Genomic DNA, 20380 nt, shown 5'->3' with positions numbered 1-20380 from the left:
ACAGCGTCGAGCGGGGCTCGATGCCTCGATCGGCGCTTCGCACCGAGCGATGCGCTTCGCGATCGCACCCTCCCCAACCCCTCCCATAAAGGGAGGGGCAAGAAGGAGATTTGGCGGACGGGACTAAACCGACTTCTTCTTCAACTCGTCCCTGATTTCACGCAGCAGCGCGACATCGGCCGGTTCGGGCGCGTCGACCGGCGCCTCGTCGGCCTTGGGCATCAGCTTGGTCACCGCGCGGATCAGCATGAAGATGATGAAGGCGAGGATCAGGAAATTGACCGCCGAGGTGATGAACGCGCCATAGCCGAACACCGGCACGCCAGCCTTTTTCAGCGCGGCATAGTCGGACGACCCCGCCAGCGCTTCGGGCACTTTGCCCAGCACGATGAAATAGCTCGAGAAATCGAGACCGCCGAAGATTTTTCCGATCACCGGCATGATCACATCGTCGGTCAGCGAGGTGACGATCTTGCCGAACGCCGCGCCGATGATGACCGCGACGGCCAGGTCGAGCACGTTGCCGCGGGCGATGAATGCCTTGAACTCCTTGAACACGATGCACCTCCATCCGATTTAACTTCCGCCCGGCAAGGCTAGTCGAGTATGATGGTCGTGCAAGGGCTGGAGAGATTAATCATGAAGTTTCGTGTCATCGTCACCATCGGCCTCGCCGCGATGCTGTCCGCCTGCGGGATCAACAGCGTTCCGACGGCGGAGGAGAATGCCAAGGCGAAATGGGCCGATGTCCAGGCCGCCTATCAGCGCCGCGCCAATTTGATCCCCAATCTGCAGGCGACGGTCAAAGGCGCGGCTGCATCGGAAAAGTCGATCCTGACCGACGTGATCGAAGCACGCTCGAAAGCGACGGCGATCCAGGTGACTGGCGCCGACCTGACGGATCCGGCCAAGGTGCAGCAGTTCCAGGCGGCGCAGAGCCAGCTCAACGGCTCGCTCAGCCGGCTGCTCGCCAATGTCGAGGCCTATCCTGAGCTGAAGAGCCAGGCCAATTTCTCGACCTTCATGTCGCAGATCGAAGGCACCGAGAACCGCATCAACATCGCGGTGGTCGATTACAACAAGGCGGTGCAGGACTATAATACGCGCATCCGCACTTTCCCCGACGCGGTCGGCGCCAAGATCTTCTACGGTTCCAAGCCGCTGGTGCCGTTCCAGGCGACCACGCCGGGTGCCGAGAATGCGCCGACGGTCGATTTCGGGAACAGCAACTGATCCGATTGCTGGCCCTTTCATTGCTGCTCGCCGGGTGCGGAGATGCCGCCCCGGCAAAGCCTGTCACACCGCCCGGGTATCCGTTCCCCGAACTGACCGGGCGGGTCGTCGACGCGGCGGCATTGTTGCCACCCGCCGACGAAGCGTCGATTTCGGCTCGGTCGGCCGCGCTGGAGAAAGCGACCGGGCACCAGTTGGTGGTCGTCACAGTCCCCAGTCTCGGGGGCCATCCGATCGAGATGTACGGCGTGAACCTCGGGCGAACCTGGGGTATCGGGCGGAAAGGCTTCAATGACGGCGTGTTGCTGATCGTCGCCCCCAAGGAACGCAAGGTGCGCATCGAGGTCGGCTATGGTCTCGAATCGGCGTTGCGGGACGAGGAAGCGGGCGCGATCATCCAGTCCGCCATCCTGCCGGCATTTCGCAACGGCGACTATCCCGGCGGAATCAAGGGCGGCGTCGACGGCATCATCACCGAGATCGGCACCGTGCAAAGGAAAGCCGCGTGAACATCCTTCGTTATCTTATCGCGTCGGTACTGTTGTGCTGCGCTTCGCTCGCCGGCGCGCAGACTTTCCCGCCGCTCAGCGGCCGGGTGGTCGATGCGGCCAATTTGCTGTCGCCCGAGCAGGAAACGCAACTCAATCAGCTGTCGGCCGATATCGAAAAGGCGTCCTCGCGCCAGTTCGTGGTGGCGACCGTGCCCGACCTGCAGGGCTATCCGATCGAGGATTATGGCTACAAGCTCGGCCGCGCCTGGGCGATCGGGCAGAAGGATGCGAACAACGGCATCATCCTGCTGGTCGCGCCGACCGAGCGCAAGGTCAGGATCGAGGTCGGCTATGGGCTTGAGCCGATCATGACCGACGCGCTGTCGAGCATGATTATCCGCGACACGATCCTGCCCGAATTCCGCAAGGGCGACATGGGCGGCGGGGTCGTCGCGGGCGCGACGGCGATCGGCGAGCAGATGAAATTGCCGCTCGAAGCGGCTGAAGCGCGCGCGCAGAAACTGGCAAGCGAGCGCCCCGCCACAAAAAGCAGCAGCAGCGGCGGCAATGGTGCGGCGATCGCGATCTTCTGGATCATCATCCTGTTCTTCGTGGTCTTCCCGATGATCTTCGGACGCGCCAAGGGCAGACGCTACCGGAATGGCGCCAGCCCGGTGATCCTCTGGGGGCCGGGCCTTGGTGGCGGCGGTGGATCGTCCTGGGGCAGCAGCAGCGGTTCCGACTGGGGCGGCAGCGACGGTGGCGGCTTTTCGGGCGGCGGCGGGTCGTTCGGCGGCGGCGGCGCTTCGGGGGACTGGTGATGGCGCGATTGAAGAAACTGAGCGAGGCCGACCACGCGCTCGTCACCGCCGCGGTGGCCAGGGCCGAGGTCGGGACCGATGGCGAGATCGTCACGATCGTCACCGAACGGTCCGATCTCTACCGCGATGTCGCGTTGCATTATGCGATGGCGGCGATGCTGTTGCTGGTGGCGATCGTCGCGCTCAACCCGGCGGCGATCGAATCGAAGATCGCCTGGTGGTCGAACGGCTGGACCAGTGAGCCCGATCTGCGCAGCCTGTTCTTCGCGCTGCTGATCGGTGAAGCCCTGCTGTTCCTCGCCGTGCGCTATGCGCTTGCCTGGACGCCGCTCCGATTGGCTTTGACGCCAAGGGCGACGCGCTCGCGACGGGTGCGGCGGCTCGCGATGCAATATTTCAAGGTCGGGGCGGAGCGCCGGACCGAGGCGCGGGTGGGCGTCCTGCTTTTTCTGTCGCTCGATGAACGCATTGCCGAGATTGTCGCCGATGAGGCGATCCACAAGGTCGTGCCGCCGGAGCGCTGGGGCGATGCGATGGCGGCGCTGGTCGATAAGGTGCGGGTGGGTGAGCCCGGGGAGGGCATGGCGGCGGCGGTCGCGGCGATCGGCGCGATCATCGCCGAGCATTTCCCCAAGACCGAAGGCGACCGCAACGAACTGCCGGACAGGTTGATCGAATTATGAGCGCCGACCCCGTCGAAACCGCCTGGGAGGGCCGTTTCATCGCCGTGAAGAAACGCGGCAAATGGGAATATGTCTCGCGCACGCGCGATATCCAGGCAGCGGTGATCCTGGCGATCGACGATGGCCATGTCATCCTGGTCGAACAGTTTCGCGTGCCGCTCAACCGGCTTTGCCTGGAGCTGCCGGCTGGTCTGGTCGGTGACGAGGATGAGAGCGAGAGCATCGAGACGTCGGCCGCGCGTGAGCTGGAGGAAGAGACGGGCTATCGCCCCGCCCAGGTCGAATCGCTCGGCCAGTTCCAGTCATCGCCCGGCCTGGTCAGCGAAGGCTTCACGCTGGTCCGCGCGACCGGGCTCGAGCGTGTCAGTGAAGGCGGGGGCACGACCGACGAGAATATCGTCGTCCACCGCGTCGCGCTGAGCGATCTTCCGGCGTTCGTCGCTGGCAAGCGGGCCGAGGGCATGGCGATCGATGTGAAGATGCTGCTCTTGCTGAGTCCGTCACTGTTGGGCTGAACGCGCGGCCTTGGACGTGCGGATCCAGAGCAGCAGGTCAGTGGCGGCGTTGACCGGATGCGCCGGCTTGAAAAAGCCGCGACCTGGTTATTCGACGTGCCACTGCCATTCCCAATGCACCTTCTTCCGGCCAAGCTCGATCGTCTTGTCGGGGTTGTCGGGGTCGGTGAAACCCAGCACGCCGGCGAAATAGGCCTCGTGAAAAGTGTCGGTCTCGAGCGGGTCGATGAAGGACTGGCCGGTGTCGGCGATCGTGGGGTCATTCTCATAGCCAATCGCGGGCTTCTTCGTGCCGGGGTTCGCCCTGTTCCAGCGCACGGTCATTATTTCCTCGAAATGCACCGCGATACCTTCGGTAAGCTTACCGGTTCGGGGCAGGAAATTGGCGTCCATCACATCGAGCAGGTCCCACCATCTGGGGTCGGCATAGGCATGGGCAAGCTCATGCGCCATCGCACCCGCGAGCTCGTGCTGCGACCCGCGCACTTCGGCGATGGAACTGCGGACGATCATCTTGCCGGTGCCGTTCGGGGTCTCAGGGGGTGGCCGCACATAGAGGGCGACCGTCGCCTTGGCCTCCTTCCTCAAACCGGCATAGCCGGTCTCGGAGGCGCCGATGAGCTGCGCTCGTTCGTTAGAGGACAGCCTTTCCCTAGTCGGATGTGTGCCGCCGTACGGGTAGACCCCGCCCACGTCCTTATAATATTTGCGAAGCCGCGCTTCGACCGCCGGCATGTTATATTTGAGCCGGGCCCGCAGCAGCCGGTCGACAACGTCGCCGACCTGTTGTTTGAGCGCGGCTTCCATTCCTGCGTCGCTCACCAGTTCGATCGGGATTTTCCAGCCCACGCGGAGCAACTTGTTGCGCTTTCCGCCGAAGAAGCGTTCGACATAATCCTTGGCGAAATAGGCCTGCATTGCCTCGGCCGCCCGCATAGGATCGAGGGGCGCGGGGGTTATTGAGGTACCCGCGGCCGCCGGCGCGGTCGCCGGCCGAGGTTGGGTATTGGCGGCGAGAGCGGGCGAATTGCGGCTGGTCGAATAACCTCCGCCATCTAGCCGGGACGGAGCATAGCCGGATTCATCGGTCATGGTTGTCAGGCCTGCCGGCTCGGGTCGCAGGAGATTACGCGCATCATCGCCGAGTTTGGCGTAGGATCTGGCGCCGAATTATTTCGCACCGGATTTCTTCGCCTTCCAGGGCCAGGACCAGCGCGTCTTGCTCTGGCCCACGATGATCGTATTCGCGACATTGTTGACGTTGCCGACCTTGATCCAGCCGCCAAAATAGGCCTCGTAACCTGCCTGTTTGAGGATTTTGAAGAATTCCGGCCCCAGCCGCATGATATCCTTGTCGTTGCGATATCCGATCATGGGAAGCTCGGTGCCGCCCGGCTGCTGGTCCCACCAGGCGCGCGACAATTTTTCCTCGAAAGTGGTGGCGATGCCCTCGGTGAGCTTCTCGATCAACGGCAGATCGAAGGCGTTGGCGATATCATAGAATTCCCACCAATTGGCATCGGCATAGGCATGGCCAAGCTCATGGGCGATCGTGCCCGCCAGCTCGGACTGGGACGTCGGGTCTTCCGCCGCCAACTTGCGGACGAACATCTTGCCCGTCGCGCCGGGCGTATCCGGGCGCTGGAAGAAAGCCACCGTATGCGCGGCCTCACCACTCATGTCAGTGAACCGTCCTGATTTCAGCGCACCGAACAACGCCGCCTTCTCCTCCCGGTCCAAGCCTTCCAGCGTCGGCGGGTTGGCCTTGCTATAGGGATAGGGGCGCGGCTTTCCGAGCTTGTCGCTGTCATAATACAGGTGCAGCTTCTCCTCGACCCAGGGCATATTCAAGTCGAACCGCCCCTTGAGCAGACGCTCGTAAACGAGTTCCGCTTGTTTCTTGAGCGCCGCCTCCATCCCCTGGTCGCTGACCAATTCGTAGGGGATTTTCTTGCCCACCCGAAGCTGGGGAACGTTCTGCTTCGGGAAATAGGTGTCGAGATAGGCCTGCGCGAAATAGGCCATCATCGCATCGGTCACCTGATCGGCATTGAGCGGCGCGGCCGGGCTCGACGATGCGGCAGGCGCACCCGGTTTGGCCTGCGTATTCGCCGCATAGAGCGGCACCGGGCTCTGGCTCGCGCCATAGCCGCCGCCCGGCTGCTGGAGCGCGCCATATCCGGATGCGCCGGCCATCGCCCTAACTCAGCGGATAGGTAGGCAGCGCGTCCTTGGGATTGCGCAGATAGACGAGCTGGGTCGGCATCACGACTTCCCACGGTGCGCCGACGAACACCGCGCCGGTCGCGTGCTTGTGGTCGGCAGCGGACGCATCCGGATAGGGCTCGTTGATCGTGATGTTCCATTTGGTCGTATCGCCGGCCTTGGCCTGTTCGACCTTCACGATGCGATAGACCTTGTAGTTGATCAGGATTTCGCGATCGCGATCATTGTCGAGCAGCAGCTTGTTGGGGACGGCGCCGACCGCGTCCCAATAATAGCCGCTGTCGTGGAGCGCGAGGACGTTGCTGCCCTTGGTCACGTCGACCAGGCCGGGGCGCTCGTCATAATCGCCTTGGCGCGCTTCCTTGAGCTCCTGAATCATCGCGACGAATTCGTCGTCTCCAGGCAGCGGCGGTTCGCCGCTCGATCCCCAGATCTGGCCGGTCGCGAGGAACCAGGTGAAGACATGCTCCATCCCGGGCCGCACCGGCACCTGGACGCGCGTAGCGCCGGCGGTCAGGAATTTGTCGAACAGCGGATCGCCCGAATCCTCGTCGATCAGCTCAGGCCATTTGCACTTCCGCGCCCACATGCTGTGGTAGAAGAGATAGGTGAGATATTCCCATTCGAACACCTGTTCGAAGAACTGGATCAGCGGCGCGTCTTTTTCGAGCTGGACGAAGTCGATCGCGGGATAGCCGCAGGGCTGGACCCGCTCCATCATTGCGCCGATCCCGGCGAAGTAATTGCCCATCAGCGCAGCGATGACGTGGCGCTTGAGTTCGTTGCGTTCGATCTCGCGGTTGAGGAAGGGATTGCGGCCCTTGATCGCGAACAGGCTGGCCTTGGGCGCCTTGGCCTGCTCCCATGCCTCGAGCTTGCGCAGATAGTCGCTCATGATCGCATTATAGATTTTGAGCCGCCATTTATCGAACGCCTCGGCCTTCAGTTCGACTTGGATCGTGAATGAGGCGTTGAGGGCAAGGGCGACGCTGGAGAAGCCGGCGAAGCTGGCGGCAATGCTCCCCTCCTCACCCTTGAGAACATGCTCGCCGGCTGCGGACCAATCCTGATTGGTCTTGCCGCCACCGCTTTTATATTCGTTGAGCGACTGGGTGAAGATGTTGAAGTCCGCGATATTCACCGAAACCGCAACCTCATCCTTGTCGCCGGTGGTTGCCGGATGCCCGGACGAGCAGCGTACGTCATAGCTCAGCTTCGTCGCGCGATAGCCATCGGGGATTTCGGGCGATTTGATATCATGTGACGAGAAGGCCATCGACTTGTTGCCGTCGGGCTTTGGGATGTTACCGCTCAGCGCGAACTGAATGAAGATCATCGGATCGGGCGGCTCAAGCGCTTCAGTGCTGGCGATGCCGTATTTGGCGAGCAGTTCGCCATATCCCGACATGTTGATCTTCGCGACGGTTATGTCGGGCTTTTTGGGCTGCTCGACCGCGACATCGCTGGCCTGCTTCCTGGCGAAGAGCGTCTTGAACGTCGCCGCAGGCTCAGGGACGATCAGGTCGAACATCATGTGTCGGCCGTAATTCATCACCTGGGCATGGGTGACCTTGTTGACCCAGAAATAAAGCCCGGCGCGATGCACGGCGGTGGGATCGTCGTTCTTGATACTGTGCTGGTTGATCTCCTCGACCTCGCGCAGCGTCTTGGTGATCTGGAGCCGGCGGGTCTTCTCCGCAAGCTTGGTGACCGCGCGGTCGACAACGTCCTTGGCATAGCCGCGCGCCAGGCTCTGCGACTGCGACTTGGCCCAATTGGCGGTGACATTGGCGTGCGGCGTGACGGTGACCGAATCGCCATATTTGAGCGTGGCGGTGACCCCGGCATCGAGGTTGGTCCTTTGCTCCGCGGTCGACTTGACCTCTTCCTGGAGCGTGAATTTCTCCGCGACGCTGTGATCGCGCTCGGTCGAGGTTTCGGTGGTCGATTCGAGTTCGAGGCTGGCCTCGGTGCGGTTGAGCATGCGGTGGTGGCGGACCTTCGCCTCGCCCGCGAGGATATTCTCGATATCGGCGAGTTCGCCGGCTTCGTAGCGCGCCAGTTCTTCGCGGATCAGGAACAGATCGCCCATATAGGGGCGGATGCAGACGCGGTGGTCGACCGGTGGCTTGCACTCGGTATCGCATTCGCAATGGCAGGGATCGTCGGACGGCGTGGGTGTGGGCGTCTGCGGGGGCGTGGTCGCATCGGCCAAAGTGGGGTTCGGGTTCGGCAGGGGGTTGCCGCCGATCTTGCGGCATTTGCTCGGGCAGCGGCTGAAGATCGCGCCGGGCGGAATCAGCAGCGATTGTTCGAGCAGCTGAGCGATGAGGGCGTCGGTGACGTCCGGCTTGACCGCGAAACTGTCGTCGGTCCGGTCGAGCGTCGCGCGGATCAGGTGGCAGATGCGGACGAGCAGCTGATAGTCGAGGCAATAATTGGCCGCGAGCCGATCGGCATGGATCGCGAACAGCAGATTATCGGCAAAGAGCCGCCACGCCCGTTCGAGGTCGAAGCGCTTGTCGCACCGCAGCGCCGCGACGAGCGTCTTGAAATCGGCGAGGCGGATCGGGCGCGCCTTGAAGTTGAGCCAGTCGTAGAGCAGGCGCACCGCCGGATCGGCCTTGGTCAGATCAGTGAGGACGTTGCCGGTGTCCTGGAAGCGTGTGAACAGTGCGTCGTGCTGCCCGCGATCCGCGGCGTCGATCAGGTCGTTGGCGAGCGCCGAGAGGCCCGGGTCCGGATAGAGCGGCAAGCCGATCTGGTCGCGCTCTTCGCCCGAAATCGATTGGGCCGGACGAAGATTCTGAAAACGAAGCAGTTCGATCATTGCCGTCTCCGGAGCCTGGGCGCTGCTGCAACGCCTATGGTCGCCAAGGATCGGCCGCTGCATTGGGCATGCAGCGGGACCCGGATGTCAATTTCATAGGTGCACCTGAACTCGTAGGTGTAGCCTAACACGAGTTATCGTAGAGACCTAGTGCGTTCATGATCAATACAGAGTCGTTGTTTCCGGTGGATCTATAAAGGCGAGTAACGATCCGATATTTTCAATGAATCCATGGACAAGCGCTGAACGGTTCCCACATGTGCTGTTATTGATTGATCGAGTATCGATCCGATTTGGATTATTCTCGGGTCATGCAGATGTAAGATCACTGCGGCTTCCAAAATCTACCAAATCGGAACGATTCGATTCAGATCGAAAACCTCCGACTGTTGGCTGGTGTCCATTTCGTTGTATCGAGAGTATTGCTGCTATCGGCCAATTTGCGATGCCTCGCTTGGCCTAAATACTTTGGAGTTACGCTTCTGTGCGGTCGCGGCCCCATTTATACCTGCACGTTTTGGAGTTACGGGAATGGGGTAATACCGGATCTCATTGATAATACCGCATCACTCCAGGCTTGTGGCTGGATAGAAGAAGACCGGTTCACGCAGAGGCGCGGAGGACGCAGAGAGGAATGGATGCCAGGGCAGCGCAAATCCAATCCCTGCGTCCTCCGCGCCTCTGCGCGAACAAACCTACTACAAAGATTGCAGAGGCAGTCTCAAGACTGGCGGACCGCCAACACCGCGGAAGGTATCACCAACGCGAGTTGATATAATCCAGGAGCACGCCCGATGGTTGCTATTGGAATGGTGTGAGCGCGTTGTGGGGCGCTCGCCGGGTGGTGGACTGTTACAACCGCCCGTCACCGTTGCTCCCGCTTCAGAAAACCCAGATCGATCGCCGCCGCCATCGCCCGATAGCCGTCATCGTTGGGATGCAGATGATCGCCGCTGTCATAGGCCGGCAGCAGGCGATCCGGCTGGGCGGGGTCGCGCATCACCCGCTCGAAATCGACGACGGCATCGAACGCGCCGCCGCCCCGAATCCAGGCATTGACCGCCTGGCGCTTCGCTTCGGCCGCCGGCGAGGGCGCTTTCGGAAATGTCGTGCCGCCCTTGGGCAGCAAGGTGGCGCCGATGACCTTGACGCCCTTCGCATGCGCGCATTCGATCAGCGTCTTCATGCCTTGGATGATCTGCTCCGCGGACACCTTCGCCTTGGCCGAGGTCAGCACTTCGCCGGCCGAAATGTCGTTGCCGCCCTGCAGCAGCACGATCCAGCGTATGCCGGGCTTGTCGAGCGCGTCGCGGTCGAAGCGGTTGAGCGTACTCGGGCCGCGATAGGGTTTGTCGGCATCGTTGAGAATGCGGTTGCCGGCAACGCCGGCGTTGACGACGGCAATCGCGGCGAGTTTCGGATCGGCCTGCAATCGCGCGGCAAGCGCATCGGGCCAGCGCGCGTTGCGCTCCTCGGTCGAGCCGACGCCGTCGGTGATCGAATCGCCGATCGCCACGATGACGCGCGCGTCGGCCCCGGCGGAGACTTCGACATCGCTGAGGAAATAGCGGCTGTCGTCGGTGTCGCCAGTGGGAAGCGTCGCCGCTGCGGTCATGTCGCGCCCCAGCACGATATAGACGGTCTGATTGCCGACGCTGTGGATGGTCGATGTCGCCGCGCCGTGCGGCAGATACACACTGACCGCGAGTTCCTCGAATGCGGTCACCGGCAATGCCACCGGATCGCTGAGCACGGCGTCGCCCTTCGCAAGGGTCACCACCGGCTTGCCGCCGAACGTCACGACATGATCGCTTGCCGGCTGGATCGCCGATCCGTCAGCGCGCCTGGCCAGGTGCACGGCGCCGAGGGTCAGTGGCGCGGTACCGAACAGATTGGACAGGCGGATGCGCACGTTGCTGCCGGCGATGCTGGGGCGGACGATCTGGCGCAGCGTCTGCGCCGGTAGCGCCGGGCCGGGCGAGTCCATTGCCGCAGCCCAGGCAGCGACCCAATGCGCGTCCTTCGCTATGGACTGGGCCGGCGCGATCGCGGCAGCGAGAAGGAGCAGCACGCCGGCAGCGGCATATTTCAATGGCGAAGCATGCATCGACAGATCCCTTGGGGATGATGGGGTGAACCTCAGGCCAGCAGGCTTCCGTCACGGGTTTCTGTGCGGTTTTAGGGACAGGTGCAATAACTCCGGTCTCTCTCAATGCGGCGTTCCGCTTCATGTCCGTCAGCGCATCTCGGGAAATGGGTGGTATTTCAACCTTGGATCCCGGCAACGGGGATCGTTCCGCCATGCGGTTTCGGCGAGCCAGCCGCCGGTGATGGTCACGAACATCGGGGAAAAGCCGGGGTTGTCGCGCGCCCGGCCGGATGATCTCCAGCGTACACAGACAGCATGCATCTTTCGCGCGGCGGGAAGGGCGATTTCATCGGAAATTTCCGAGCCTTTGACCACGGGCAGGTCGCGAAGATAGTCATTGGCGGCTGCCGCCAGGTTGCGCCGCAAATCCAGTGACGGCGGCCCGATGATGGTGCCGTCGACCCTAGGCCGTTGCCCTTGAGCCGCGCCGCACATGAGTGCCGCCATCATGATGGCGATGACGGATTTCAACGGCATATATTAATTAACTCATTGAAATATAATTATATTATTTCACGTTCATACCGAAGATATGGGACAATCCGGTGTCCCATATCTCACCTGCGCGCTTTATCGTGCGCTTCGATTCAACCCTCATGCAAGCCTCGTTATCCCGGCAGCATGGAAACACGTCCCTCGACCTTCGACCCCGATTATGTCCGCCAGGCTCGCGAGCTTTATGCCCAGGGCCTGACCGATCGCGAGCTGGCCGCGGCGTTCGGCGTCGCGCGCAGCACCATCTTTCGCTGGCGCGCTGCTTACCCTGAGTTCGCCGAGGCGACCCGGCTCGGCAAGGACGTGGCCGACGACCGCGTGGAGCGCGCGCTGTACGAGCGCGCGATCGGCTATGAGGAGGAAGCCGTCAGTGTCTATCGCCCCGTCGGGGCCGAAGAGCCGGTAATTGTCCGCTACAAGCGCGAAGTCCGTCCCGATGTCACCGCCGCGTTGCAATGGATGCGCGCGCGACGCCCAAAAATCTGGGCGCGCCCTGCCCCGCCATCTGAGAAGGAAACGAATATCGCGGAGGAACTCCGCAAAGCGATGGAGCGAGTCGAGAGAATAGCTGGGCCACAATACAACGCAGCACCATATTACCATGCACGCGAATAGGCTGGAGCCGGCGTCGCCCTCATGCTCCCGCAGGCGTCAGGCCTTATGCAGCTTTTCGAAGCTGAGCCGGTCCCAATAGCCGCGCTGGTGCGCGATCTTGCCGTCGATCACATGGAAAAAGCCGGAGCCGCGAAACCCGGTCGGATCGCGCCATTCCAGGATCGCCCATTCGCCGTCCTCGAACAGATTTTCCGGCACGTATTCCATCTGCGCCGCAGCGAACTCGGCCTCGAACATGGCGCGAATCGCCCCGACGCCCTCGATTGGCTCGTTGGCGACCGGATGATGGATCGCATTGTCGGCATAAAGTGCGGCCAGCGCGGCCGCGTCGGCATGGTTGAACGCCGCGATCCATTTGCGGACGACTGACTTGGGCGTCATCGGAAATTGTCGGCGTAGGCCTGAAGCTTCAGCTTGCGCTCCGGTGCTGCGACGACCTGGAAGCCAAGGCCTTCGCGCTCGGCATAGGCGGTGGCCGCCTCGAGCGTCGGGAAGTTGAGCCGCACCTGGTCGCGCGTATCGCCCGAGCCGGCCCAGCCGGTCAGCGGGTCGGGTCGCTTCGCCTCGGCAGGTTCGAATTCGAGCACCCAGGCCTGAGTGCGGGCGCGGCCCGACTGCATGGCATTTTTGGGGCGCTGAAAGATGCGGGCGGTGGGCATGGTCATTCTCTCGGCAGATCTTGGGGCAGGTCTTGGCGAACCTCTATCGCGGTTGCGCCCGGCGCGCATCCGCATTTTTCGTGCGGGTGGTCGCAATCGCCCCGGCCGGATCGTCCGGCCAGGGGTGGCGCGGATAGCGGCCGCGCATTTCCTTGGCCACCGCGGCCCAGCTTCCCGCCCAGAAACCGGGCAGGTCGCGGGTGGTCTGGATCGGGCGTCCGGCCGGCGAGGTGAGGCTCAGCACCAGCGGCACCCGGCCGCCGCCGACCGTCGGATGCGTGGCGAGGCCGAACAGGGCCTGGGGCCGCAGGTCGACGCGCGGGCCGCCCTCGGCGGCATAGTCGATCGGGTGGCTGCTGCCCGCCGGACTGTCGAAATGCGTCGGGGCAAGCCGGTCGATGGTCCGCATCGCGTCCCAGCCGATGATGTTACGCAAGGCTTCGGTCAGTGCGCCCGGTTCGATCGCGTCGAGCCGGCGCTTCTTCTCCAGCAGCGGCGTGAGCCATTCGTCCGCGCGCGCCAGCAAGGCTGCATCGTCGAGCGCGAGCTCGGTCCCGCCATGCGCGGCGGCGAAATCGGCGCGGTGGCGCAGCGCCAGTGCGGCCTCGCTCCATGGCAGCCGCGCAAGCCCATGGTCGCAGACGCCCTTTAGCAGTGCCGCGCTGATCTCCGCCGGGTCGGCTGCGCTGTCCGGGCCGCCCGACAGGCGGATCGCGCCGAGCCGCCGCTCGCGGATCGCCTGGATGCCGCCGGTCGCTGCGTCGAACGTCACGCTGCGCCGCGTCTCGATGCGGTCGCCGAACAGCGTCTCGACCGTGGCAAGGTCGATCGGCGCGGCGGACAGAATGCGCGCACCCGCGGCCATGCCCTGCGTCTCGGCAACCGCGAGCCAGTCATTGCGCGCCAGCGACGTGGCGCCGTCAAGCTTGAAGCCGCGCCCGCCCGCCGACGCCCAGCTCTCGCCCGACGCATCACGACGCCGCGCGATACGGTCGGGAAAGGCCAGCGCGACGCACAAGCCGACCTCTTCCGTTGTACCCGGCTGCGACGCGACCAAGCTGGCCCATCGCTTCGCCAGCTTGCGCCCGGCCTCGGCGCGCGGTCCGCGCTCGCTACGCCAGCGCCGCAGTCGCGATTCGAGATCGACATCAGTGCCGCCCAGCCCGCGTTCGCCGAGCAGCACGGCGATCTGCGCCGCTGTCTCGGCCAGCCCAAGCTCGCCCGCACGCACCAGCATATGGCCCAGGCGCGGCGGCAGCGGCAGTCTGGCGATGGCCTTGCCATGCGCGGTCGGCCGGCCATCCATATCGATCGCGGTCAGCGCGGCGAGTCGCGACCGCGCTTCTGCGACCGCGGCTTCGGGCGGCGGGTCGAGCCAGCTCAGCGCGCGCGGATCGGCCACGCCCCACAAAGCGCAATCGAGCGTCAGCGCCGACAGATCGGCTTCGAGTATCTCGGGCGGGTCGAAGCGCGGCAGGCCGGCGGTCGCGGCTTCCTCCCACAAGCGATAGGCGACGCCCGGCCCCTGCCGCGCGGCGCGGCCGGCGCGCTGCGTGACGGCGGCCTGGCTCGCGCGCTCGGTGACCAGCCGGGTCATGCCCGCCGCACGGTCATAGCGCGGCCGCCGGGCAAGCCCGGAATCGATCACCACGCGAATCCCGTCGAGCGTCAGGCTGGTCTCGGCGATCGAGGTGGCCAGCACCACCTTGCGCAAGCCCTCGCGGTCGGGCGCGATCGCTGCGCGCTGCGCTTGCGGATCGAGGCTACCATGCAGGCGGTGCAGAATGATATTGTTGCTGAGCCCCTCAAGCCGTTCGGCGGTGCGTTCGATCTCGGCGACCCCGGGCAGGAAGGCGAGAATGCCGCCCTCTTGTTCGCGCAAGGCGGTCCGAACCGCCGCTGCAATCGAGTCCTCGATCCGCGCTTCGGCGGCACGGCCGATATGGTGCACGGTCAGCGGATAGCTTCGGCCCGCGCTTTCGATCACCGCGGCGTCGCCCATCAGGCTCGAGAAGCGCGCGCCGTCGAGCGTCGCCGACATTGCCACCAGCCTGAGGTCGGGGCGCAGACCGGCCTGCGCATCGAGTGCGAGTGCGAGGCCGAAATCACTGTCGAGGCTGCGCTCATGGACTTCATCGAACAGCACCGCCGACACGCCGGCCAGTTCGGGGTCGGCCTGGATGCGATTGACGAAAATACCTTCGGTCACGACCGTCACGCGCGTCGCGGCCGAGCGCTTGCTGTCCATGCGCGTCGCATAGCCGAAGGTCTGGCCGACCGGTTCTCCCGCCAGGCTCGCCATGCGCTCGCCCGCCGCGCGCGCGGCGAGGCGGCGCGGGGAGAGGAGCAGAATCTCGCCGCTGCACCATGGCTGATCGAGCAAAGCGGGCGCGACCGCCGTGGTCTTGCCGGCGCCCGGCGGCGCGACCAGCACGGCGTTCGACCGCTCGCGCAAAGCAGCGAGCAGGTCCGGCAGCACGGCATGGATCGGGAGCATGGTCATAAAGCGGATGCCGGAGTGTTTCGCACAGGCGAATGGGTCGCGGATAGCGCCAATTCCGGTTTACCGGGGTTAGAAGAAGACGCTGGCGTTGAGCGAGAGGTATCGCGTGTCGCCACCAGGCTGTGCGTTGGGGGCGCGCTTCAGGAAGCGGCCCTTGTCGAGTAGCGCGCCGCTCGCTTCCAGCTGCAGCCGCTTGGCGATCGCCCACCAGCGCACACGGCCTTCGATCTGGCGACCGGCATAACGACCCGAAGCGCCGCTCGCATCGCGCACGCCCGAGGAGGAAAACGCATCCTGGCCGGAGGCGAGCCACATTTCGCGATAGCTGATCATCGTTTCGAGGCGCTTGTGGGGCACTGCCTCGAGCCGGATTGCGGGTGAGCTGATATTGGAGCGTGCCAGCGTGCTGTAGATTCCCGACGGCGCATAATCGGCACGCCGCGAGCCGAACACCGGATCGAAGCGGGTGAAGCGTCCGCCACGATCGTCGCCGCTGGCATATTCATATTCGAACGACAGGCGCGGTTTCCAGGCGGCGGCGAAGCTGTAGCCGATCTCGCCATGCGCCGACCAGGCCGAGACCGGCAAGCGTGCGGCGGCTGCGGTTGCATCGGCATTGATCGAGCCGCCCTGATGGAAGAGTTCGCCCTCGGCATCCCATTGCCCGGCCGCTGGTGCCTTGATCAGCCGAGCGCTGAGCGTGGTGAGATGCCGGTCGCGAGTCGGCAGGTCGGGCCGGTCGCGTTCGTCGAGCCGGAACCAGGCGGCATCGACGTCGAACGGGCCGATCGCTTGTCTGCGCCGCACAGTCGCGCCCCAGAAGCGCAGGTCGAAGCTTTCGCGATCGATTTCCACCCGGTTGGCGCGCAGCGCAGCGCCACCCGATGGCAGCCGCACCTGTGGCAGGGCGTAGAAGAGTGTTGCGCTGAAATGCTTGGAAGGCGCGAGATCGACTCGCACCCCGGTATAGCCGTTCGTGGTGTTGCGATAATCGTCATTGGCGACGATGCGGCGCGACCCGAGGTCAAGCGTGAAGCGGCCGGCCTGGACCTGCGTGCCGAGCGCACCACCCAGATCCGCCCTGACATAAGCCTGGACCAGTTCAAGCGCATTGACTTCGCTGGTGCTGACCGGGCTGCGCGGCGAGATCGAATAGGCCCGGCTGTCGTAAAGCTCGCCACCGATGCGGACCGGACCGGGACCATATTCGGCCGCGATGATGGTGCGGAACGTGACCAGCGTGTCATTACGCTCGAAACCGGCCCGGGCCTGATTCTCGATCATCTCCACCCGGGCGCGGGTGGTGGCGGAAATCGTGAAAGGTGGTCTCGGGGCGGATTGCGCCAAGCAAGGCGGTGACACCGTCACCACGACTGCCACACCCATCATCCGGATCGGACGGTGGCAGCCGCGCTGGGTCAATATGCCCGCGCCACCGCAAATTCGACCGCTTCGACCATCGCGTCCTTGGCCGCGCCGCCGGCAAAGCCGCCAAGCGCATCGATCGCACGCTGACCGTAATGGCGCGCGCGCGCCAGCGTGTCGTCGACCGCATGGCTCGAGCGGATCAGCGATACGGCATGCGCGAAATCTTCGTCGCTCGCGCGATGGCCCTCCATCGCCGCTTTCCAGAACACGCGATCCTCTGCTGAACCCCGGGCATAAGCGAGGATCACCGGCAATGTCGCCTTGCCCTCGCGGAAATCGTCGCCGGCATCCTTGCCCATCGTCCCCGCGTCGGAAACATAATCGATCGCATCGTCGACCAGCTGAAACGCGATACCGAGATTGCGGCCATAAGCGTCGAGCGCGGCCTCTTCGGCTTCGGGCCGTTCGGCAACGACGGCGGCGATGCGGCAGGCCGCGGCGAACAACGCTGCGGTCTTCGCCCCGATGATATCGAGATAGCGTTCTTCGCCGATATCGATGCGCCGCGCCGCGGTCAGCTGATTGACTTCGCCCTCGGCGATCACCGCGCTGGCGTTGGACAGAATCTTCAGCACCTTGAGGCTGCCGTCTTCGACCATCAGTTCGAACGAGCGGCTGAACAGGAAGTCGCCGACCAGCACGCTTGCAGGGTTGCCCCAGATCAGATTGGCGGTGCGCTTGCCGCGACGCAGGTCCGATCCGTCGACGACATCGTCGTGCAGCAGGGTGGCGGTATGAATGAATTCGACCGCGGCGGCGAGCCGGTGATGGCGATTGCCCGAATAGCCGAGCAGCCTTGCGCTCGCCAGGGTCAGCATGGGCCGCATGCGTTTCCCGCCGCCAGCGATCAGATGACCGGCGAGTTCGGGGATCAACGGTATCTGCGACTGCATACGGTCAAGAATGACCGCATTGACCAGGTTGAGATCACCCGCGACCAGCTGAACCATCGGTTCAAGCGAAGGCGGGCGGCGCGCGCGTCGAGGCGGTGGATGGTGGCGCTCATATTACTGTGCGATGTGGCGGCGTGGGGCACCAAAGGCAAGCCTTTCAGGGTTGCGCATGCGTGTTCGCGTCAGCAAGAAGGGCTGGATTGGGCAAGGAGTTGCGATAGGTGACCGACGAGACGCTGCGGGGATACCGCCAAAGCATCGACAATATCGATGCCGCACTCGTCTTTCTGCTCGCCGAGCGCTTCAAGGTGACTCAGGCGGTCGGCCGCCACAAGGCGGTCGCAGGACTGCCGCCAGCCGATCCGGGACGCGAGGAAGCGCAGATCGCGCGTCTTCGCGGGCTGGCCAAGGACGCGAATCTTGATCCGGAATTCAGCGAAAAATTTCTGCGGTTCATCATCGACGAGGTGATTCGTCATCACGAGCGATTGCAGGGTGGGGAGCTGGCATGATGTTGAACAGCGACATGTTCCCGGAATCGATCATGCCGGAACGCTGGTTGACCGGTGATCTCAGCGAGGCTGAAACGATCCGGCGGTTGATCGCGGTCGGCGATTCGCTGGTCCGCGTATGCGACGCGATCGATCAGTCGGTGGCGGGAAACTATATCGCGATGGCGCTCGATATCCTGCGCGCCGACGCTGATCTGAAGGCGGAGATCGGCCGGATCTCCTAACCCTTTCAGTGGCGGTACAGGATTCGTGTACCGCGATTCTTTCGCGCATTCTCGGTAATTTGCCATCCGACGCTCTCATTTCGCGCGGCCGCACGATTCGTTGCTCTGATCCAAAATGGAGCTACAATGGCGCTATGCCGTCTGGGGGGATCGATCAACTTACTGAAGCGCAACGGGCGTGCCTCCGTCTCGTACTGACGCGTCGCAACTCCAAGGAGATTGCGCAGGTCCTCAATATCTCCCCGCATTCCGTCGACAAGCGGATCGAGCGCGCCGTCGCTGCCCTGGGTGCAGCCTCGCGCTTCGATGCGGCGCGTCGGCTCGCCGATCATGAGGGCGGCCAGACATACGAACCAATCGCATATGAACCAATCGACGTTGCGCCATCGGCCATCGAAGGCCCACCCCGTTACACGGCCACACCGTCCGGGTTTGGTCGCCGCCTCTTCGGGTTTGCACCCGCCGGGCGGATCAACGGGGATGCGCGAAACGAACTGACGAAGCTCCAGCGTGCCGGCATCATCCTTGCCCTGATGGTCGGGATAGCGGTCGCGACTGGCGCTTTGCTCAACATCGCGGCGACGCTCACGGACAAGCTCCGCGAGAATCGCATCGATCTATCGCGCTGACGAAATATGCCGCGAGAAGCGGCTGGGGAGGCGCATATGTTGAAGCAACGCCGTCAGGCAAACGAGATCGTGACCAGGGATTTTCTGCAAGCCGAGGCTGCGGCCGACCATGCCGCGACCCAGGCCGCGCAATGCATGGTCACCATGTTACAGGCACGTCAGAACGCCAATCTGCCCTTTGGCACCGGCCTGGAGGCATTTCGCCTAGTTTCTGAAGGGGCGAGCGCACTGGTCAAGGCGCGTCAATCGTTCGTCGAGGCACATCGCATCCTTGCCGAGGTTCGTCACGAAATCGGCATCACCGGCTATGGCGATATCTCGGAATGTCCGCCGACCGAGGATCCCAAGAGCATGGACGAGCCGCTCCGGCTTGTTGCGGCCGCGTAAGTCAACCGGTCCTGGACCGGGTCATGAAAGGAATGGTCCGGTTGGGGCATGGATAGGGTCTATATCTTTCTCGGACTTCAACTGCTGGTCTCGGGCTATGCGCTGCTGCGGGGTGGCGCGCCCGAACGGGTCACTGCGATCGCACTGACCTTGGCGGTCGTTTTGGGCATGGTACTTCAGGCAAGCTTTCCCGCACGGTTCTACCATGTGGATCTGGGCGTCATGGCGATCGATGTGGTTCTGTTCGGCGTGCTGGTGGCGCTGGCACTCTACGCCGACCGCTGGTGGACGCTCTGGGTGGCAGCGATGCAAGGGCTGGGGGCCGGCGCGCATCTCATCAAGGCGATCGATTCGGATACCATCCGTGTGGTCTATGCGATCCTCGCTGCGGCCTGGAGCTATCCGATCATTCTGCTGCTGCTCATCGGTACGATCCGTCATCAGCGACGGATGGCGCGCGGCGGAGATCTCGACTGGTCGGCGCAAGCCATGGCCGATCATCACCGCCGACTTTCAGGCGATCACCAAATTTAAAGGGGACGATCATGTCGTTGCAGCCGAAGGAAGTGAAAGGGTTCAGGTCTTATGCTCGCGCACCGGCACGGATGGCGAAGAAGCCGCCGATTGCCGCACTGATCGACGAAGAAGACGATGAGGTGCTGGCCGATGATGAACTGCTCCAGCGTGCCAAATCGCTCTATTCCGCGCGCCGGCGTCGCGCCAAGGCATTCGCCGCCCATTCGATCGTCTTCCACGAGCCGCCCTGGGATATGCTGCTCGACCTGTATGTTGCACGCCGAGAGCGGCGAATGGTTTCGGCGACGAGTGCTTGTATCGCCGCCGATGTGCCGACCACCAGCGGATTGCGCTGGATTTCGACGCTCCGGCAGCGTGGGCTGGTCGACCTTTCGGCCGATCCGACCGATGGCCGTCGCACGATCGTCTGCCTGTCGGACAGTGCTACCGAGACGATGGAACGGTATCTGGAGTCGATCTGACCCGGATGGGGGACGTTCGTCCTCCGGTTCATTAAAAAGTCTCATGGAAAAGGGGCCCGGATCACTCCGGGCCCCTTTCCTTTGTCCGC

General features: G+C 63.7%; 22 protein-coding genes and 1 pseudogene. 12 read left to right on the top strand and 11 right to left on the bottom strand.

All coding sequences use genetic code 11. The features are described from left to right. Positions 1-123: 123 nt before the first annotated feature. Complete coding sequence (gene mscL, locus H3Z74_RS19455; RefSeq protein ID WP_187761193.1) at positions 124-558, bottom strand: large conductance mechanosensitive channel protein MscL; 435 nt, start codon at positions 556-558, stop codon at positions 124-126. Positions 559-639: 81 nt separating this feature from the next. On the opposite strand from mscL, the gene H3Z74_RS19450 reads away from it, so the two are divergent. Genes H3Z74_RS19450 through H3Z74_RS19430 form a run of 5 tightly spaced genes read left to right on the top strand, consistent with a single transcriptional unit; the run spans position 640 to position 3743 of the window. Next, positions 640-1233: a LemA family protein gene (locus H3Z74_RS19450; protein WP_229726686.1), complete on the top strand. Its 594-nt coding sequence runs from the start codon at positions 640-642 to the stop codon at positions 1231-1233. A 5-nt stretch (positions 1234-1238) separates the two neighbouring features. After that, entirely contained in the window at positions 1239-1742 is a 504-nt protein-coding gene (locus H3Z74_RS19445; RefSeq protein ID WP_229726685.1) for a TPM domain-containing protein, read from the top strand. A gap of 2 nt (positions 1743-1744) precedes the next feature. After that, positions 1745-2545, top strand: coding sequence for a TPM domain-containing protein (locus H3Z74_RS19440; RefSeq protein WP_187764419.1), 801 nt, complete (start codon positions 1745-1747; stop codon positions 2543-2545). Continuing rightward, positions 2545-3228, top strand: coding sequence for a TPM domain-containing protein (locus tag H3Z74_RS19435; RefSeq protein WP_187761191.1), 684 nt, complete (start codon positions 2545-2547; stop codon positions 3226-3228). Before H3Z74_RS19440 ends, H3Z74_RS19435 begins: the two co-directional genes overlap by 1 nt. Beyond that, a complete protein-coding gene (locus tag H3Z74_RS19430) occupies positions 3225-3743 on the top strand; it encodes an NUDIX hydrolase (protein WP_187761190.1) in 519 nt (172 codons plus the stop codon). Before H3Z74_RS19435 ends, H3Z74_RS19430 begins: the two co-directional genes overlap by 4 nt. Before the next feature lie 87 nt (positions 3744-3830). Here H3Z74_RS19430 and H3Z74_RS19425 read toward each other — a convergent pair whose 3' ends face one another. From H3Z74_RS19425 to H3Z74_RS19405, 5 genes are all read right to left on the bottom strand, one after another. Beyond that, positions 3831-4835 carry a hypothetical protein gene (locus tag H3Z74_RS19425; RefSeq protein WP_187761189.1) on the bottom strand — a complete coding sequence of 335 codons (1005 nt, stop codon included), beginning with the start codon at positions 4833-4835 and terminating at the stop codon, positions 3831-3833. 78 nt (positions 4836-4913) lie between these two features. Beyond that, positions 4914-5939 carry a hypothetical protein gene (locus H3Z74_RS19420; RefSeq protein WP_187761188.1) on the bottom strand — a complete coding sequence of 342 codons (1026 nt, stop codon included), beginning with the start codon at positions 5937-5939 and terminating at the stop codon, positions 4914-4916. A gap of 4 nt (positions 5940-5943) precedes the next feature. Continuing rightward, positions 5944-8799, bottom strand: a complete 2856-nt coding sequence (locus H3Z74_RS19415) for a hypothetical protein (RefSeq protein ID WP_187761187.1) — start codon at positions 8797-8799, stop codon at positions 5944-5946. An 865-nt stretch (positions 8800-9664) separates the two neighbouring features. Next, positions 9665-10906 (bottom strand): SGNH/GDSL hydrolase family protein, encoded by a 1242-nt coding sequence (locus tag H3Z74_RS19410; protein WP_187761186.1) that lies wholly within the window; start codon positions 10904-10906, stop codon positions 9665-9667. Between the two features lie 129 nt (positions 10907-11035). Next, on the bottom strand, positions 11036-11425 hold the full coding sequence (locus H3Z74_RS19405; RefSeq protein WP_187761185.1) for a hypothetical protein: 390 nt from the start codon (positions 11423-11425) through the stop codon (positions 11036-11038). A gap of 144 nt (positions 11426-11569) precedes the next feature. On the opposite strand from H3Z74_RS19405, the gene H3Z74_RS19400 reads away from it, so the two are divergent. Continuing rightward, positions 11570-12058, top strand: a complete 489-nt coding sequence (locus H3Z74_RS19400; RefSeq protein WP_187761184.1) for a helix-turn-helix domain-containing protein — start codon at positions 11570-11572, stop codon at positions 12056-12058. Between the two features lie 36 nt (positions 12059-12094). Here H3Z74_RS19400 and H3Z74_RS19395 read toward each other — a convergent pair whose 3' ends face one another. From H3Z74_RS19395 to H3Z74_RS19375, 5 genes and pseudogenes are all read right to left on the bottom strand, one after another. Then, positions 12095-12439: a nuclear transport factor 2 family protein gene (locus tag H3Z74_RS19395; protein WP_187761183.1), complete on the bottom strand. Its 345-nt coding sequence runs from the start codon at positions 12437-12439 to the stop codon at positions 12095-12097. Further along, a complete protein-coding gene (locus H3Z74_RS19390; protein ID WP_187764418.1) occupies positions 12436-12717 on the bottom strand; it encodes an ETC complex I subunit in 282 nt (93 codons plus the stop codon). Before H3Z74_RS19390 ends, H3Z74_RS19395 begins: the two co-directional genes overlap by 4 nt. A 43-nt stretch (positions 12718-12760) precedes the next feature. Further along, the gene (gene hrpB, locus H3Z74_RS19385; RefSeq protein WP_187761182.1) at positions 12761-15220 is read right to left on the bottom strand and encodes an ATP-dependent helicase HrpB; all 2460 of its coding nucleotides are present in this window, start codon (positions 15218-15220) and stop codon (positions 12761-12763) included. Positions 15221-15289: 69 nt separating this feature from the next. Next, positions 15290-16606, bottom strand: a complete 1317-nt coding sequence (locus H3Z74_RS19380) for an alginate export family protein (protein WP_229726683.1) — start codon at positions 16604-16606, stop codon at positions 15290-15292. A 32-nt stretch (positions 16607-16638) separates the two neighbouring features. Then, positions 16639-17654 (bottom strand): annotated as a pseudogene (locus H3Z74_RS19375) (polyprenyl synthetase family protein). 108 nt (positions 17655-17762) lie between these two features. On the opposite strand from H3Z74_RS19375, the gene H3Z74_RS19370 reads away from it, so the two are divergent. The 6 genes from H3Z74_RS19370 to H3Z74_RS19345 are packed head-to-tail and all read left to right on the top strand — an operon-like array spanning position 17763 to position 20291. Further along, positions 17763-18053 carry a chorismate mutase gene (locus H3Z74_RS19370; RefSeq protein ID WP_187761180.1) on the top strand — a complete coding sequence of 97 codons (291 nt, stop codon included), beginning with the start codon at positions 17763-17765 and terminating at the stop codon, positions 18051-18053. Next, the gene (locus H3Z74_RS19365) at positions 18053-18277 is read left to right on the top strand and encodes a hypothetical protein (protein WP_187761179.1); all 225 of its coding nucleotides are present in this window, start codon (positions 18053-18055) and stop codon (positions 18275-18277) included. The genes H3Z74_RS19370 and H3Z74_RS19365 overlap by 1 nt, the downstream gene beginning before the upstream one ends. Before the next feature lie 8 nt (positions 18278-18285). Continuing rightward, the gene (locus H3Z74_RS19360) at positions 18286-18906 is read left to right on the top strand and encodes a response regulator transcription factor (protein ID WP_187761178.1); all 621 of its coding nucleotides are present in this window, start codon (positions 18286-18288) and stop codon (positions 18904-18906) included. Between the two features lie 36 nt (positions 18907-18942). Further along, the gene (locus H3Z74_RS19355) at positions 18943-19293 is read left to right on the top strand and encodes a hypothetical protein (RefSeq protein WP_187761177.1); all 351 of its coding nucleotides are present in this window, start codon (positions 18943-18945) and stop codon (positions 19291-19293) included. A gap of 48 nt (positions 19294-19341) precedes the next feature. Continuing rightward, positions 19342-19827 (top strand): hypothetical protein, encoded by a 486-nt coding sequence (locus H3Z74_RS19350; RefSeq protein WP_187761176.1) that lies wholly within the window; start codon positions 19342-19344, stop codon positions 19825-19827. Between the two features lie 11 nt (positions 19828-19838). Then, the gene (locus H3Z74_RS19345; RefSeq protein WP_187761175.1) at positions 19839-20291 is read left to right on the top strand and encodes a transcriptional regulator; all 453 of its coding nucleotides are present in this window, start codon (positions 19839-19841) and stop codon (positions 20289-20291) included. The last annotated feature ends 89 nt before the right edge of the window (positions 20292-20380 follow it).

It is taken from the genome of Sphingomonas alpina, assembly GCF_014490665.1.
Taxonomy (GTDB): Bacteria; Pseudomonadota; Alphaproteobacteria; order Sphingomonadales; family Sphingomonadaceae; genus Sphingomonas; species Sphingomonas alpina.
The sequence above is the reverse complement of the archived record's forward strand: the minus strand, read 5'-3'. Positions and strand labels throughout refer to the sequence as shown.